The organism is Streptomyces solincola (assembly GCF_002982015.1).
Taxonomy (GTDB): Bacteria; Actinomycetota; Actinomycetes; order Streptomycetales; family Streptomycetaceae; genus Streptomyces; species Streptomyces solincola.
The window spans coordinates 1-15339 of sequence record NZ_PVLV01000399.1 but is presented as its reverse complement, the minus strand read 5'-3'; the positions used below and the strand labels follow the sequence as shown (position 1 = coordinate 15339).

The window sequence follows — 15339 nt, the reverse complement described above, 5'->3', positions numbered from 1 at the left end:
CCCCACCCCCGCCCCGCAGCCCACCGGCACCGGTGACGCCGCCGTGCAGGAGCTGGGCCAGAAGTTCGCCACGCTGAACTGCGCCCCCGACCCCAAGACCAAGCAGGTCGCCAACCCGGCCTCCACCGCCGACCCGGCCAAGCCCACCCTGGCCTGCGGCACCGAGGGCGACGCCAAGTACATCCTCGGCCCGGCCGAGGTCGCCGGCACCGACGTCGACGAGGCCAAGGGCGTCCTCGACCCGCAGCGCGGCATGTGGATCGTCCAGCTCGGCTTCACCGACGGCGGCGCGAAGAAGTTCGCCGCCACCACCGGCAAGCTCGCCACCCAGCAGCAGCCGCAGAACCAGTTCGCGATCACCCTGGACGGCCAGGTCATGTCCGCGCCCTCGGTCAGCAGCGCCATCGCCGGCGGCAGCGCCGAGATCTCCGGCAGCTTCAACCAGGAGTCCGCCACCGAGCTGGCCAACGTGCTGTCCTACGGCGCCCTGCCGCTCTCCTTCGAGCAGGAGAGCACCACCACGGTCACCGCGGCCCTCGGCGGCGAGCAGTTGCACGCCGGCCTGATCGCCGGCGCCATCGGCCTCGCCCTGGTCATCATCTACCTGGTGGTCTACTACCGCGGCCTGTCGCTGATCGCGATCGCCAGCCTCGGCGTCTCCGCGATCCTGACCTACACCCTGATGTCGCTGCTCGGCCCGGCCATCGGCTTCGCCCTCAACCTGCCGGCCGTCTGCGGCGCGATCGTGGCGATCGGCATCACCGCCGACTCGTTCATCGTCTACTTCGAACGCGTCCGGGACGAGATCCGCGAGGGACGCAGCCTGCGCCCCGCCGTGGAGCGCGGCTGGCCGCGCGCCCGCCGCACCATCCTGGTCTCCGACTTCGTGTCGTTCCTGGCCGCCGCGGTGCTCTTCATCGTCACCGTCGGCAAGGTGCAGGGCTTCGCCTTCACCCTCGGCCTGACCACCCTGCTCGACGTCGTCGTGGTGTTCCTCTTCACCAAGCCGCTGATGAGCCTGCTGGCCCGCACGAAGTTCTTCGGCGGCGGGCACCCGTGGTCCGGCCTCGACCCCAAGCGCCTGGGCGCCAAGCCCCCGCTGCGCCGGGCCCGCCGCACCTCCGCCCCCACCGAACCGAAGGAGGCGTGAGATGTCACGGCTCGGCAGCATGGGAGCCCGCCTGTACCGCGGCGAGGTCGGCTACGACTTCGTCGGCAAGCGCAAGCTCTGGTACGGCGTCTCCATCCTGATCACCATCACGGCCATCCTCGGCCTGGTGGTCCAGGGCCTCAACCTGGGCATCGAGTTCAAGGGCGGCCTGGTCGTCACCACCCCGAAGACCTCCGTCTCCGCCGAGCAGGCCCGTGAGGCCGCCGAGGAGGTCTCCGGACACCTGCCGATCGTCCAGGAGCTGGGCTCCGGCGGTCTGCGCATCCAGATCTCCGACGTGGGCACCGGCGAGGCCGACCGCATCACCGGTGAGCTGGCGCAGGAGCTGAAGGTCCCCGCCGGCGACCTCAACGCCGACATCGTCGGCCCGAGCTGGGGCGAGCAGATCGCCAACAAGGCGTGGATGGGCCTCGGCATCTTCATGGTGCTGGTGGTCGTCTACCTCGCCATCGCCTTCGAGTGGCGGATGGCGGTCGCCGCGCTGATCGCCCTCATCCACGACATCACCATCACCGTCGGGATCTACGCCCTGGTGGGCTTCGAGGTCACCCCCGGCACCGTGATCGGCCTGCTCACCATCCTCGGCTACTCCCTCTACGACACGGTCGTCGTCTTCGACAGCCTGAAGGAGAGCTCGAAGGACATCACCAAGCAGACCCGGTACACCTACAGCGAGGTCGCCAACCGCTCCATCAACGGCACCCTGGTCCGCTCCATCAACACCACGGTGGTGGCGCTGCTGCCGGTGGCGGGCCTGCTGTTCATCGGCGGCGGCGTCCTCGGCGCGGGCATGCTCAACGACATCTCGCTGTCGCTGTTCGTGGGCCTGGCGGCCGGCGCGTACTCCTCCATCTTCATCGCCACCCCGCTGGTCGCCGACCTCAAGGAGCGCGAGCCGCAGATGAAGGCGCTGCGCAAGCGGGTCCTGGCCAAGCGCGCCAAGGGCGAGAGCGGCGAGCAGGGCCCGGAGGACGCCCGCCTCGCCGACGAGACGGCCGCCTCCGCCGACGAGCCGGACGAGGCGGACGAGGCGGACGACACCACGGCCGCCGGCGCGGTCGTCGGCCCGCGCCGCCAGCCGGCCCGCGGGCGGGGCAGGCGCCGATGAGCCCCGGCACCCGCGAGCTGCTGCTCAGCCGCATCCGCGACGTCCCGGACCACCCGGTGGAAGGCGTGGTCTTCAAGGACATCACGCCGCTGCTGGCCGACCCGGAGGCGTTCGCCGCGCTCACCGCCGAGCTGGCCGAGCTGGCCGTGCGGTACGGCGCGACCAGGATCGTCGGCCTGGAGGCGCGGGGGTTCATCCTCGCCGCCCCGGTCGCCGTCTCCGCCAAGCTGGGCTTCATCCCGGTCCGCAAGGCCGGCAAGCTGCCCGGGGCCACCCTCAAGCAGGGCTACGAGCTGGAGTACGGCACCGCGGAGATCGAGGTGCACGCCGAGGACCTGGCCGCCGGCGACCGGGTCATGGTCATCGACGACGTGCTGGCCACCGGCGGCACCGCCGAGGCGTCGCTGGAGCTGATCGGGCGCGCCGGAGCGGAGGTCGCCGGGGTCGCCGTGCTGATGGAGCTGGGCTTCCTCGGCGGCCGGGCCCGCCTGGAGCCCGCCCTGCGCGGCGCCCCGCTGGAGGCACTGATCACCCTCTGAGCACCGCACGAGGCACGTGTACGGCGGGCGTCCGGGACACCGGGCGCCCGCCGTCGCGTCGTCCGGCCCGGCCCCGGACCGAACGGCGCCGCGGCCCCCTCCCGCCGGGGCCCCGGCGGGCTCGGGGCGAACCGTCCGTCCGAGGTCAGTACCATGGGATTCCGGGCCTGACCGGGGGACCCGGACCCCGCACGAGGAGCGCTCTTGCCAGACGAGGCCCAGCCACTCTCCGCCGCGAAGCCCGACCAGCACGCCGAGAAGGCCGCGGCGCCCCCCGCCGCGTCCCCGAACAAGGCGGCCGACCGCCTCTCGGAGTCGGTGCGCCACTCGGCCGGGCCCGCCCCCGTCTCGACGCCCAAGCCCAACCCGCCGGCCGCCGCCCGCAGCGGCGGCGGCTCCTCCAACCGGGTGCGCGCCCGACTGGCCCGCCTCGGCGTGCAGCGCTCCTCCCCGTACAACCCGGTCCTCGAACCGCTGCTGCGCATCGTCCGCGGCAACGACCCCAAGACCGAGACCGCCGTCCTGCGCCAGATCGAGTCGGCGTACCAGGTCGCCGAGCGCTGGCACCGCGGCCAGAAGCGCAAGAGCGGCGACCCGTACATCACCCACCCGCTCGCCGTCACCACCATCCTCGCCGAGCTGGGCATGGACCCGGCGACGCTGATGGCCGGGCTGCTGCACGACACCGTCGAGGACACCGACTACGGCCTGGAGACCCTGCGCAAGGACTTCGGCGACCAGGTGGCCCTCCTCGTCGACGGCGTCACCAAGCTCGACAAGGTCAAGTTCGGCGAGGCCGCACAGGCCGAGACGGTCCGCAAGATGGTCGTCGCCATGGCCAAGGACCCCCGGGTCCTGGTCATCAAGCTCGCCGACCGGCTGCACAACATGCGCACCATGCGCTACCTCAAGCGGGAGAAGCAGGAGAAGAAGGCCCGCGAGACGCTGGAGATCTACGCCCCGCTGGCGCACCGGCTGGGCATGAACACCATCAAGTGGGAGCTGGAGGACCTCGCCTTCGCGATCCTCTACCCCAAGATGTACGACGAGATCGTCCGGCTCGTCGCCGAGCGCGCCCCCAAGCGCGACGAGTACCTCGCCATAGTGACCGACGAGGTCCAGGCCGACCTGCGCTCCGCCCGCATCAAGGCCACCGTCACCGGCCGCCCCAAGCACTACTACAGCGTCTACCAGAAGATGATCGTCCGCGGCCGGGACTTCGCGGAGATCTACGACCTGGTCGGCATCCGGGTGCTGGTCGACACGGTCCGCGACTGCTACGCCGCCCTCGGCACCGTCCACGCGCGATGGAACCCGGTCCCCGGCCGGTTCAAGGACTACATCGCGATGCCCAAGTTCAACATGTACCAGTCGCTGCACACGACCGTCATCGGCCCCAACGGCAAGCCCGTCGAGCTTCAGATCCGCACCTTCGACATGCACCGCCGCGCCGAGTACGGCATCGCCGCGCACTGGAAGTACAAGCAGGAGGCCGTCGCCGGGGCCTCCAAGGTCCGCACCGACGTGCCCCGCCGGGCCGGCGGCAAGGACGACCACGTCAACGACATGGCGTGGCTGCGCCAGTTGCTGGACTGGCAGAAGGAGACCGAGGACCCGGGCGAGTTCCTGGAGTCGCTGCGCTTCGACCTCTCCCGCAACGAGGTCTTCGTCTTCACCCCCAAGGGCGACGTGATAGCGCTGCCCGCCGGCGCCACCCCGGTCGACTTCGCCTACGCGGTGCACACCGAGGTCGGCCACCGGACCATAGGAGCCCGGGTCAACGGCCGCCTGGTGCCGCTGGAGTCCACCCTGGACAACGGTGACCTGGTGGAGGTCTTCACCTCCAAGGCCGTCGGCGCAGGCCCCTCCCGGGACTGGCTCGGCTTCGTCAAGTCGCCGCGGGCCCGCAACAAGATCCGCGCCTGGTTCTCCAAGGAGCGCCGGGACGAGGCCATCGAGCACGGCAAGGACGCCATCGCGCGGGCCATGCGCAAGCAGAACCTGCCGATCCAGCGCATCCTCACCGGCGACTCGCTGGTCACCCTCGCCCACGAGATGCGCTACCCGGACATCTCCTCGCTGTACGCGGCGATCGGCGAGGGCCATGTCACCGCCCAGAGCGTCGTGCAGAAGCTGGTGCAGGCGCTCGGCGGCGAGGAGGCCGCCAGCGAGGACATCGCCGAGTCCGCGCCGCCCTCCCGCGGCCGCTCCAAGCGGCGCGCCAAGGGCGACCCGGGTGTGGTCGTCAAGGGCGTCGACGACGTCTGGGTCAAGCTCGCCCGCTGCTGTACGCCGGTGCCGGGCGACCCGATCATCGGCTTCGTCACCCGCGGCAGCGGCGTCTCGGTCCACCGGGCCGACTGCGTCAACGTCGACTCGCTGTCCCAGCAGCCCGAGCGGATGCTGGACGTGGAGTGGGCGCCCACCCAGTCCTCGGTCTTCCTGGTCGCCATCCAGGTCGAGGCGCTGGACCGCTCCCGGTTGCTGTCCGACGTCACCCGGGTGCTGTCCGACCAGCACGTCAACATCCTGTCCGCGGCCGTGCAGACCTCCCGCGACCGGGTCGCCACCTCCCGCTTCACCTTCGAGATGGGCGACCCCAAGCACCTGGGCCACGTGCTGAAGGCGGTCCGCGGGGTGGAGGGCGTCTACGACGTCTACCGCGTCACCTCGGCCCGCAGGCCGTAGCGCTCGCGCACACGCGAAGGGGCCTCCCGTGCGAGACGCACGGGAGGCCCCTTCGCGTGTGCGCGGACCGTCAGCCGCCGAACTCCTGGAGCCCCTTGAGCGCCTGGTCCAGCAGCGCCTGCCGGCCCTCCAGCTCACGGGCCAGCTTGTCGGCCTTGGCGTCGTTGCCCGCCGCGCGGGCCGCGTCGATCTGCTTCTGAAGCTTGTCCACCGCGTCCTGGAGCTGACCGGTCAGACCCGCCGCGCGGGCCCGCGCCTCCGGGTTGGTGCGGCGCCACTCGGCCTCCTCGGCCTCCTGGATCGCCCGCTCCACCGCGTGCATCCGGCCCTCGACCTTCGGCCGGGCGTCGCGCGGCACGTGGCCGATGGCCTCCCAGCGCTCGTTGACCGCCCGGAACGCGGCCCGGGCCGCCTTCAGGTCCGTCACCGGCACCAGCTTCTCGGCCTCGGCCGCCAGCTCCTCCTTGAGCTTGAGGTTCTCCCCCTGCTCGGCGTCCCGCTCGGCGAAGACCCCGCTGCGGGCCGCGAAGAACACGTCCTGCGCGCCGCGGAAACGGTTCCACAGGTCGTCCTCGTGCTCGCGCTGGGCGCGGCCCGCGGCCTTCCAGTCGGTCATCAGCTCCCGGTAGCGAGCCGCCGTGGCGCCCCAGTCGGTGGAGCCGGACAGCGACTCGGCCTCGGCGACCAGCTTCTCCTTGGCCTTGCGGGCCTCCTCGCGCTGGGCGTCCAGCGAGGCGAAGTGCGCCTTGCGCCGCTTGGAGAAGGCCGAGCGGGCGTGCGAGAAGCGGTGCCACAGCTCGTCGTCGGACTTCCGGTCCAGCCGGGGCAGGCCCTTCCAGGTGTCCACCAGGGCCCGCAGCCGCTCGCCGGCCGACCGCCACTGCTCGCTGGCCGCCAGCTCCTCGGCCTCGGCGACCAGCTTCTCCTTGGCCTGGCGGGCCTCGTCGGTCTGCCTGGCCTTGGCGACCTTGCGCTCCTCGCGGCGCTTGTCGACCGTGACCACCAGCGCGTCCAGCCGCTTGCGCAGCGCCTCCAGGTCGCCGACCACATGGTGCTCGTCCACCTGCTGCCGGATGTGGTCGATCGCCGCCGCCGCGTCCTTGGCGGACAGGTCGGTGGTCTTCACCCGCTTCTCCAGGAGGCCGATCTCCACGACCAGCCCCTCGTACTTGCGCTCGAAGTAGGCCAGGGCCTCCTCGGGAGAACCGGCCTGCCACGATCCGACGACCTGCTCACCGTCGGCTGTCCGCACGTACACGGTGCCCGTCTCGTCGACGCGGCCCCACGGGTCGCTGCTCACAGCGCCTCCTCCACCTGATGCCGGGGGAAACACCGCCGGCATCGTCCACAGTTTCCTCGGGCGGGCACGGCCCGCCCTGCACAACGCCAATCTAGGCGACCGGCCGCCCGGCTGTCCGCACCGAGGAGGAGCGAATTCGCCGCTGGACCGGCGGCCGGCCGCCGCGGCTCACCCCTTGCTCACGGTCGCCTTCTCCACGGTGACCGGCGTCTTCGGCGCACCGTCGGACTGCCCGTCCGCCGTGCCCGCCTCGGCGATCTTCCGCACGGCCTTCAGGCCCGCCGCGTCCATGGTCCCGAACGGCGTGTACTGCGGCGGCAGCTTCGTGTCCTTGTAGACCAGGAAGAACTGGCTGCCGCCGGAGTCGGGCTGCCCGGTGTTGGCCATCGCCACCGTGCCGGCCTTGAACAGCGCCTTGCCGTCCTTGCCCGGCTTGCCCAGCGAGGCCAGGTTCTCGTCCGGGATGTTGTAGCCGGGGCCGCCGCTGCCGTCGCCGGTCGGGTCGCCGCACTGGAGCACGAAGATGCCCTCGGTGGTGAGCCGGTGGCAGGGCGTGCCGTCGAAGAACTTCTTCCCGGCGAGGTGCTGGAAGGAGTTGACCGTGCGCGGGGTCTTCGCGGCCTGCATGGCGATCGCGATGTCGCCCCGGTCGGTCGCCAGCTTCATGGTGTAGTCGGCCTTGGTGTCCACGGCGAGCTTTGGCTCCGGCGACGACGACTCGCTGGGCGCGGGGCTCTCCGAGGCGGCCGGCGGCTGCGCGGCCGGGTCGGGCCCGTCGTCGCCGCCGATCGCGCTCACCGCGTAGGCGGTCGCGCCCGCGGCCACCACCACGGCCAGCGCGGCGGCGATCACCGCGTTGCGGCGCCTGGCCTTGCGGCGGGCCTCCTCCCGGCGCTGCCGCTGCCGCTCGAACTTCTGCCGGGCGAGCTGCCGCCGCCGCTGATCGCTGCTGACCACCGGTCACTCCTTCTCGGTCACCTGTTCCCGTCCTGCCCGGGTGTGCCCGTACGGTATACGGGTTGGCTGTGCGTCGAGCAGCGCCGGTAGGCTTTCCTTCCGCGGCGTCCCCGGACCGGAGCCGCCCCCGGCCCGGCCGGGAACCGCCACCGACGACCCACCGAGGACGCATCGTGCTCATTGCCGGCTTCCCCGCCGGGGCCTGGGGGACCAACTGCTACCTGGTCGCCCCCGCCGCCGGCGAGGAGTGCGTGATCATCGACCCGGGCCACCAGGCCGCCCAGGGCGTCGAGGAGGCACTCGCCAAGCACCGGCTCAAGCCCGTGGCCGTCGTCCTCACCCACGGCCACATCGACCACGTGGCCTCGGTCGTCCCCGTCTGCGGCGCCCACGACGTGCCCGCGTGGATCCACCCGGCCGACCGGTACATGATGAGCGACCCGGAGAAGGCCCTCGGCCGCTCCATCGGCATGCCGCTGATAGGCGAGCTGACCGTCGGCGAGCCGGACGACGTCCACGAGCTGACCGACGGCGCAGCCCTGGAGCTCGCCGGCATGAAGCTGACCGTCGCGCACGCCCCCGGCCATACCAAGGGGTCGGTGACCTTCGGCATGCCCGAGGCGGCGGACATCCCGCCGCTGCTGTTCTCGGGCGACCTCCTGTTCGCCGGCTCCATCGGACGCACCGACCTGCCCGGCGGTGACATGGACGAGATGCTCGCGTCGCTGGCCCGCGTGTGCCTGCCACTCGACGACTCGACCGTGGTGCTGTCCGGACACGGTCCCCAGACCACCATCGGCCGTGAGCGCGCCGCCAACCCCTACCTGCGCGAGGTGGCGACCGGCCAGGGAGGCCCGCTGGGCACCCCCCGACGAGGAATGTGACGGAAAGACGCACACCGTGAGCACCTTCAAGGCCCCCAAGGGCACCTACGACCTGCTCCCTCCCGACTCCGCCGTCTACCTCGCCGTCCGCGAGGCCATCGCCGCCCCGGCGCGCGCGGCCGGCTACGGCTACGTCGAGACCCCCGGCTTCGAGAACGTCGAGCTGTTCGCCCGCGGCGTCGGCGAGTCGACCGACATCGTCACCAAGGAGATGTACGCCTTCGAGACCAAGGGCGGCGACAAGCTCGCCCTGCGCCCCGAGGGCACCGCATCCGTGCTGCGCGCCGCCCTGGAGGGCAACCTCCACAAGTCCGGCAACCTGCCGGTGAAGCTCTGGTACTCCGGCTCGTACTACCGCTACGAGCGCCCGCAGAAGGGCCGCTACCGCCACTTCTCGCAGGTCGGCGCCGAGGCCATCGGCATGGAGGACCCGGCGCTGGACGCCGAGCTGATCATCCTCGCCGACCAGGCGTACCGCTCGCTGGGCCTGCGGAAGTTCCGCATCCTGCTGAACTCCCTCGGCGACGCCGAGTGCCGCCCGGTCTACCGCGACGCACTCCAGGGCTTCCTGCGCGGCCTCGACCTCGACGAGGAGACCCGCCGCCGCATCGAGATCAACCCGCTGCGGGTCCTGGACGACAAGCGCCCCGAGGTGCAGAAGCAGCTCACCGGCGCGCCGGTGCTGCGCGACTACCTGTGCGACGCCTGCAAGGCGTACCACGAGGAGGTCCGCGCCCTGCTGACCGCGGCCGGCGTGGTCTACGAGGACGACGAGAGGCTGGTGCGCGGGCTGGACTACTACACCCGCACCACCTTCGAGTTCGTCCACGACGGCCTGGGCTCGCAGTCCGCGGTCGGCGGCGGCGGCCGCTACGACGGCCTGTCCGAGATGATCGGCGGCCCCGCGCTGCCGTCCGTCGGCTGGGCGCTCGGCGTGGACCGCACGGTGCTCGCCCTGGAGGCCGAGGGCGTCGCGCTCGACCTGCCCGCCGCCACCAGCGTCTACGCCGTGCCGCTCGGCGAGGAGGCCCGCCGCACGCTGTTCGGGCTGGTCACCGAGTTGCGCCGGGCCGGCGTGGCCGCCGACTTCGCCTACGGCGCGCGCGGCCTGAAGGGCGCCATGAAGAGCGCCCACCGCAGCGGCGCCCGGTACGCCCTGGTCGCCGGCGAGCGGGACCTCGCCGACGGCGTCGTCCAGCTCAAGGACATGGAGTCCGGCGAGCAGCAGGCCGTGGCACTCGCGGAGGTCGTGGACCGGCTGCGCACCGCCCGCTGAGGCGTACGGACAGGGGCCCGGGGTGCGTACGACGCGCCCCGGGCCCCTGCCGCGCACCGCCTTCGCGCACGCCGCTCCTTATGTCCACCGAACGGCGGACGGCGGGCGGCCTGCGGCACAATGACCGGTGCCGGTCCCGTCCCCGGCGCCGCCCCGAGTGAGGACACCGCGAGATGACAGAAGCCACCGCCGCCGACCGGTCGGCCGCGCCCGCGCCCGCAACGGTCGGCGCGGGGCGGGCGTTCGCCTGGATGCTGGTGGTGACCGGGGCGGCGGGGCTGCTGGCGGCCTGGGTGATCACCCTCGACAAGCTCAAGCTCCTGGAAGACCCGGGCTTCACCCCCGGGTGCAGCCTGAACCCGGTGGTCTCCTGCGGCAGCGTGATGAAGAGCGCGCAGGCCGAGGTGTTCGGCTTCCCCAACCCGATGCTGGGCCTGGTGACGTACGCGATCGTCGTCGCCATCGGCTTCGCGCTGCTGGCCGGCGCGGGCTTCCGCCGCTGGTTCTGGCTCGGCCTCAACGCCGGCGCCCTCTTCGGCGTCGGCTTCTGCGCCTGGCTCACCTACCAGTCGCTGTACGAGATCAACGCCCTGTGCCTGTGGTGCTGCCTGGCCTGGGTCGCCACCATCGTGATGTTCTGGTACGTCACCTCGCACAACGTCCGCCGCGGCCTGCTGCCCGCCCCGGCCGGCCTGCGCTCCTTCTTCGACGAGTTCACCTGGGTGCTGCCCGCCCTGCACATCGGCGTGATCGGGATGCTCGTCCTGACCCGCTGGTGGGACTTCTGGGTGAGCTGACCCCGCCCCGGCCGGGCCGGGGTGTCAGCGGGCTGGCATAGGCTTCATCGCGTGGAGCCCGACCTTTTCACCGCCGCCGCCGAAGACCGCCAGGAGAAGGACCCGACCGGCAGCCCCCTGGCCGTCCGGATGCGCCCGCGCACCCTCGACGAGGTCGTCGGCCAGCAGCACCTGCTCAAGCCCGGCTCACCGCTGCGCCGGCTCGTCGGGGACGGCGCGGGCGGCCCGGCGGGGGCGTCCTCGGTGATCCTCTGGGGCCCGCCCGGCACCGGCAAGACCACCCTCGCCTACGTCGTCTCCAAGGCCACCAACAAGCGCTTCGTGGAGCTCTCCGCGATCACCGCAGGCGTCAAGGAGGTCCGCGCGGTCATCGACGGCGCCCGCCGCGCCTCCGGCGGCTTCGGCACCGAGACCGTGCTCTTCCTGGACGAGATCCACCGCTTCAGCAAGGCACAGCAGGACTCCCTGCTGCCCGCCGTGGAGAACCGCTGGGTCACCCTCATCGCCGCCACCACCGAGAACCCGTACTTCTCGGTCATCTCCCCCCTGCTCTCCCGCTCGCTGCTGCTCACCCTGGAGTCCCTCACCGACGAGGACGTCCGCGGCCTGCTGCGCCGCGCCCTCACCGAGGAGCGCGGCCTCGGCGGCGCGGTCACCCTCCCGGAGGACGCCGAGGCCCACCTGCTGCGGATCGCCGGCGGCGACGCCCGCCGCGCCCTGACCGCCCTGGAGGCCGCCGCCGGAGCGGCCATCGCCAAGTCCGAGGACGAGATCACCCTCGCCACCGTCGAGGAGACGGTGGACCGCGCCGCCGTCGCCTACGACCGGGACGGCGACCAGCACTACGACGTGGCCAGCGCACTGATCAAGTCCATCCGCGGCTCGGACGTGGACGCCGCCCTGCACTACCTGGCCCGCATGATCGAGGCCGGGGAGGACCCGCGGTTCATCGCCCGCCGGCTGATGATCTCCGCCAGCGAGGACATCGGGCTCGCCGACCCCACCGCGCTGCCGCTGGCGGTCGCCGCCGCCCAGGCCGTGGCCATGATCGGCTTCCCGGAGGCCGCGCTCACCCTCAGCCATGCCACCATCGCCCTGGCCCTGGCCCCCAAGTCCAACGCCGCCACCACCGCGATAGCCGCCGCCCGCGCCGACCTGCGCGCCGGAGCGGCCGGCCCCGTCCCCGCGCACCTGCGCGACGGCCACTACAAGGGCGCCGCCAAGCTCGGCCACGCCCAGGGGTACGTCTACCCGCACGACGTCCCCGGCGGCATCGCCGCCCAGCAGTACGCCCCGGACGCGGTGCACGGCAAGCGCTACTACGAACCCACCCGGTACGGAGCCGAGGCGCGGTACGCCGACGTGGTGGAGAAGGTCCGCGCCCGCCTGCGCGGCGAGGAGTCCGGCGGCTAGGCCGGTCCGACCGTGAGCGGCCGCCCTGGTGTCAGCCCAGGTGCGCGCGGACGGCCGCCCGGATGCCGGCCGGCTCCGGCGACTCGGCCGCCCAGGCCGCGTAGCCGTCCGGCCGGACCAGCAGCGCCGTGCGCCGCTCGCCCGCCCACCGCGCCACCGCCAGCCGGTCGTCCCCCGCCTCGTACGGCGCCGGCGTGATCAGGACGAAGCGCCCGCCGCGCAGCGCCTCGTGCAGCCGGCCGCCGCCGGCCAGCGCCACGTCGGGGATCCGCCGCCCGGTGAGCGGATGGGCGCCGCGCGGGGCCGGGTAGCGGTAGCCGATGCCGGTGACCTGCCCGGCGGCCCGGCGGCGCACCGGGCCCACCCGCCCGACCAGGAGAGCGCCGCCTGCTCGCAGCGCCCTGCTCCAGGGCCGGTGGGCCATGGCGGCCCGCACCATCGCCCCGCTGCTGCGCAGCACCGCCCGCCCCACCGGATGGCGTTCGCGGTGGTAGGTGTCGAGCAGCTCGGGACCGGCGTGGCCGTGCAGGACCTGGGCGAGCTTCCAGCCGAGGTTGGCCGCGTCCTGAAGGCCGGTGTTGAGGCCCTGGCCGCCCGCGGGGGAGTGCACATGGGCCGCGTCGCCGGCGAGCAGGACCCGGCCGGCGCGGTACGCGGGGACCTGCCGCTCGTCGCTGTGGAAGCGGGACATCCAGCGGGCGTCGCGCATGCCGAAGTCCCGGCCGAGCGCCCGGCGGACCAGCTCGCGCACCTCCTCCAGACCGACCGGCTCGTCCTCCGGCACGTCCCGGTCGCGGCACCAGCCGATCACCCGGTGGTAGCCGTCCCCGAACGGCGCGAGGAAGGCGAAGGCGCCCCCGGCGGCGTTCACCGTGAGTAGCGACGGCGGCGGGTCGTCCAGCCGGACGTCGGCGAGCAGCATGGAGCGGATGACCGACCGCCCGGGGAAGGGCAGGCCCATCGCCTGCCGGACCGTGCTGCGCATCCCGTCGGCGCCCACCGCGTACCGGGCGCGCAGCGCGTCCGTCCCGCCCGGGGTCCGCACGGCGACGTCGACGCCGTGCCCGTCGTCGGCGAGTCCGGTCACCTGGTGCCCGTGGCGGAACTCGGCCCCGGCCTCGACGGCGTAGCGCCGCAGCACCCGCTCCACCTCGTACTGGGGGATGACGAGGACATGGGGGAAGCGGGAGGGCAGCGCGGAGAGGTCGAGGGACAGGCCGCCGAAGAGCCGCATCCGGTCCAGCGGCCGCCCGGTCGCCTCCAGTTCGTCGGCCAGGCCCCGGGCGTCGAGCTGCTCCAGGGTGCGGGCGTGCAGCACGAAGGCGCGCGAGAGGTTGCTGATCCCGGGCGGGCGCTTCTCCAGCACGACCACGTCGACGCCCGCGGTGGCGAGGTCGCCGGCCAGCAGCAGGCCGGTGGGCCCGCCGCCCACGACGATGACTCCGCCGCCGTCTTCCCTGGCCCCGTCCACACTGCCTCCCACATCCGCCTCGTCCCACCTGCCTCAGCCCCAGCATGGCCGCCGCCGTGTCACTCGGCCAGGGGGCGGCCCGGGTGGCGCCCGGCTCCGCGCGGTCAGCTCTGGGCGGCCTCGAAGAGGGTGTGCATCGCCCGGCGCAGGCCGTGGACGTCGCGGACCGGCTCGGGGAAGTCGAAGCGGGCGTCGAAGCGCCGGCCCGCCGCGTCCACGCAGCGCACCCGCAGGCCGAAGCGGTCCAGTGCCAGCGGCACCACCCGGCGTACCGCGGCGGCGCCCTCGCCGGCCCGGCGCCCGAGCAGCGTGCTCAGTCCCCGGACCTGTTCGCCGTGGGCGGCGGCCAGGTGCTGGAGCAGCTCGGTCTCGTAGTCGGCGAGCGGGTCAGGCCGTGCGGCGGCGAAGTCGTCCGGGTCCACCGAGCCGTCGCCCCACAGGTCGTCCACGTAGACCTCGCCGACCTCCAGGCGCAGCATCGTCCGGCCGGGCTCGGCCATCCCCGGGGCGCAGGTCAGCCAGCCGGAGACCCAGGCGCGGCCGCGGATGCGGTCGGGCGCCGAGACCGGGGCGACGTCGGTCAGCTCCAGCACGGCCGGCAGCTCGTCGTCCTGCGCGTGGGTGGCGGCCCGCACCGGGGGCGCGTCGGCGGGGAAGAGGAGGAACACCTCCCCGTCGGCGCCGACGGTCCTGGCCTCCGGCACGAGCTGGTCCGGGCGGGCGCCGTCCATCCCGGGAAGGACCAGTGCTCCGGAGCATGTACTCTGTACGAGAGTTCGTGTGCGCTCGGCTGCTGACGGCATCCGGGTGATCTCAAGCCCGCTGGGACGCGGCTGACCATGAGCTGATCGGACCTCCGTCACGTCGATGCCCTGCTGCGCCTGCGCAGGAGTATCGCCTTTCGTGTTGCCGTCTGTGATGCGCGTGGTGTTCCCAGGGCTCGACATGCGATCTCCTTGATTAAGGTAAGCCTAACCTAACCTATATCGGAGGTCTGGAGAACGTGCCTAACCAGTCGCGTCCCAAGGTCAAGAAGTCCCGTGCGCTCGGCATCGCGCTGACGCCGAAGGCCGTCAAGTACTTCGAGGCCCGCCCCTACCCGCCGGGCGAGCACGGCCGCGGTCGCAAGCAGAACTCGGACTACAAGGTCCGTCTGCTGGAGAAGCAGCGCCTCCGCGCCCAGTACGACATCAGCGAGCGCCAGATGGCGCGTGCCTACGACCGCGCCAAGAAGGCCGAGGGCAAGACCGGCGAGGCCCTGGTGGTCGAGCTGGAGCGCCGCCTCGACGCCCTGGTCCTGCGTTCGGGCATCGCCCGCACCATCTACCAGGCCCGCCAGATGGTCGTCCACGGCCACATCGAGGTCAACGGCGGCAAGGTCGACAAGCCGTCCTTCCGCGTCCGTCCCGACGACGTCGTGATGGTCCGCGAGCGCAGCCGCGCCAAGAGCCTGTTCCAGGTCGCGCGCGAGGGCGGCTTCGCCCCCGACGGCGAGACCCCGCGCTACCTCCAGGTCAACCTGAAGGCCCTCGCCTTCCGCCTGGACCGCGACCCGAACCGCAAGGAGATCCCGGTGATCTGCGACGAGCAGCTCGTCGTCGAGTACTACGCCCGCTGACCCGAGCGCGGTACACACCCCCAAGCGGTGCCGCAAGCCCGCCGCTCCTCCCCGGAGCGGCGGGCTTGCGGCACCGCTTGGGGGTGTGTACCGCGCTCGGGTCAGCGGGCGTAGTAC

13 protein-coding genes are annotated in these 15339 nt (G+C 72.8%); 9 read left to right on the top strand and 4 right to left on the bottom strand.

The window, feature by feature from the left end:
- From secD to C6N75_RS22870, 4 genes are all read left to right on the top strand, one after another.
- On the top strand, positions 1-1150 hold a 1150-nt coding region (gene secD / locus C6N75_RS22885; protein ID WP_105870781.1), incomplete at its 5' end, for a protein translocase subunit SecD.
- Between the two features lies 1 nt (position 1151).
- Positions 1152-2279 carry a protein translocase subunit SecF gene (secF, locus tag C6N75_RS22880; protein ID WP_105870780.1) on the top strand — a complete coding sequence of 376 codons (1128 nt, stop codon included), beginning with the start codon at positions 1152-1154 and terminating at the stop codon, positions 2277-2279.
- A complete protein-coding gene (locus C6N75_RS22875) occupies positions 2276-2818 on the top strand; it encodes an adenine phosphoribosyltransferase (protein WP_105870779.1) in 543 nt (180 codons plus the stop codon). The genes secF and C6N75_RS22875 overlap by 4 nt, the downstream gene beginning before the upstream one ends.
- A gap of 204 nt (positions 2819-3022) precedes the next feature.
- Positions 3023-5506: a RelA/SpoT family protein gene (locus C6N75_RS22870; protein ID WP_105870778.1), complete on the top strand. Its 2484-nt coding sequence runs from the start codon at positions 3023-3025 to the stop codon at positions 5504-5506.
- 70 nt (positions 5507-5576) lie between these two features.
- Here C6N75_RS22870 and C6N75_RS22865 read toward each other — a convergent pair whose 3' ends face one another.
- Entirely contained in the window at positions 5577-6806 is a 1230-nt protein-coding gene (locus C6N75_RS22865; protein WP_105870777.1) for a DUF349 domain-containing protein, read from the bottom strand.
- A 168-nt stretch (positions 6807-6974) separates the two neighbouring features.
- Positions 6975-7763: a peptidylprolyl isomerase gene (locus tag C6N75_RS22860; protein WP_105870776.1), complete on the bottom strand. Its 789-nt coding sequence runs from the start codon at positions 7761-7763 to the stop codon at positions 6975-6977.
- Positions 7764-7936: 173 nt separating this feature from the next.
- Between C6N75_RS22860 and C6N75_RS22855 the strand changes: the two genes are divergently transcribed.
- The 4 genes from C6N75_RS22855 to C6N75_RS22840 all read left to right on the top strand — a co-directional run bounded on the left by C6N75_RS22855 (position 7937) and on the right by C6N75_RS22840 (position 12133).
- Positions 7937-8647 (top strand): MBL fold metallo-hydrolase, encoded by a 711-nt coding sequence (locus C6N75_RS22855; protein WP_105870775.1) that lies wholly within the window; start codon positions 7937-7939, stop codon positions 8645-8647.
- 16 nt (positions 8648-8663) lie between these two features.
- Positions 8664-9923, top strand: a complete 1260-nt coding sequence (gene hisS / locus C6N75_RS22850; protein WP_105870774.1) for a histidine--tRNA ligase — start codon at positions 8664-8666, stop codon at positions 9921-9923.
- Between the two features lie 173 nt (positions 9924-10096).
- The gene (locus C6N75_RS22845; RefSeq protein ID WP_105870773.1) at positions 10097-10720 is read left to right on the top strand and encodes a vitamin K epoxide reductase family protein; all 624 of its coding nucleotides are present in this window, start codon (positions 10097-10099) and stop codon (positions 10718-10720) included.
- A gap of 51 nt (positions 10721-10771) precedes the next feature.
- On the top strand, positions 10772-12133 hold the full coding sequence (locus C6N75_RS22840) for a replication-associated recombination protein A (protein ID WP_105870772.1): 1362 nt from the start codon (positions 10772-10774) through the stop codon (positions 12131-12133).
- A gap of 31 nt (positions 12134-12164) precedes the next feature.
- On the opposite strand, the gene C6N75_RS22835 is transcribed toward C6N75_RS22840, so the two are convergent.
- Together C6N75_RS22835 and C6N75_RS22830 are read right to left on the bottom strand one after the other, a co-directional pair.
- A complete protein-coding gene (locus C6N75_RS22835; RefSeq protein WP_105870771.1) occupies positions 12165-13604 on the bottom strand; it encodes an FAD-dependent monooxygenase in 1440 nt (479 codons plus the stop codon).
- Between the two features lie 104 nt (positions 13605-13708).
- A complete protein-coding gene (locus C6N75_RS22830; RefSeq protein WP_105870770.1) occupies positions 13709-14407 on the bottom strand; it encodes a DUF2470 domain-containing protein in 699 nt (232 codons plus the stop codon).
- Positions 14408-14607: 200 nt separating this feature from the next.
- Here C6N75_RS22830 and rpsD point away from each other — a divergent pair, with 200 nt between their 5' ends.
- The gene (rpsD, locus tag C6N75_RS22825; protein WP_105870769.1) at positions 14608-15222 is read left to right on the top strand and encodes a 30S ribosomal protein S4; all 615 of its coding nucleotides are present in this window, start codon (positions 14608-14610) and stop codon (positions 15220-15222) included.
- Positions 15223-15339: the final 117 nt, after the last annotated feature.

Bases quoted from the DNA above. Each gene is read 5' to 3' on its own strand.
- C6N75_RS22830 (WP_105870770.1), bottom strand. From the start codon at position 14,407: ATGCCGTCAGCAGCCGAGCGCACACGAACTCTCGTACAGAGTACATGC.
- C6N75_RS22845 (WP_105870773.1), top strand. From the start codon at position 10,097: ATGACAGAAGCCACCGCCGCCGACCGGTCGGCCGCGCCCGCGCCCGCA.
- secF (WP_105870780.1), top strand. From the start codon at position 1,152: ATGTCACGGCTCGGCAGCATGGGAGCCCGCCTGTACCGCGGCGAGGTC.
- C6N75_RS22875 (WP_105870779.1), top strand. From the start codon at position 2,276: ATGAGCCCCGGCACCCGCGAGCTGCTGCTCAGCCGCATCCGCGACGTC.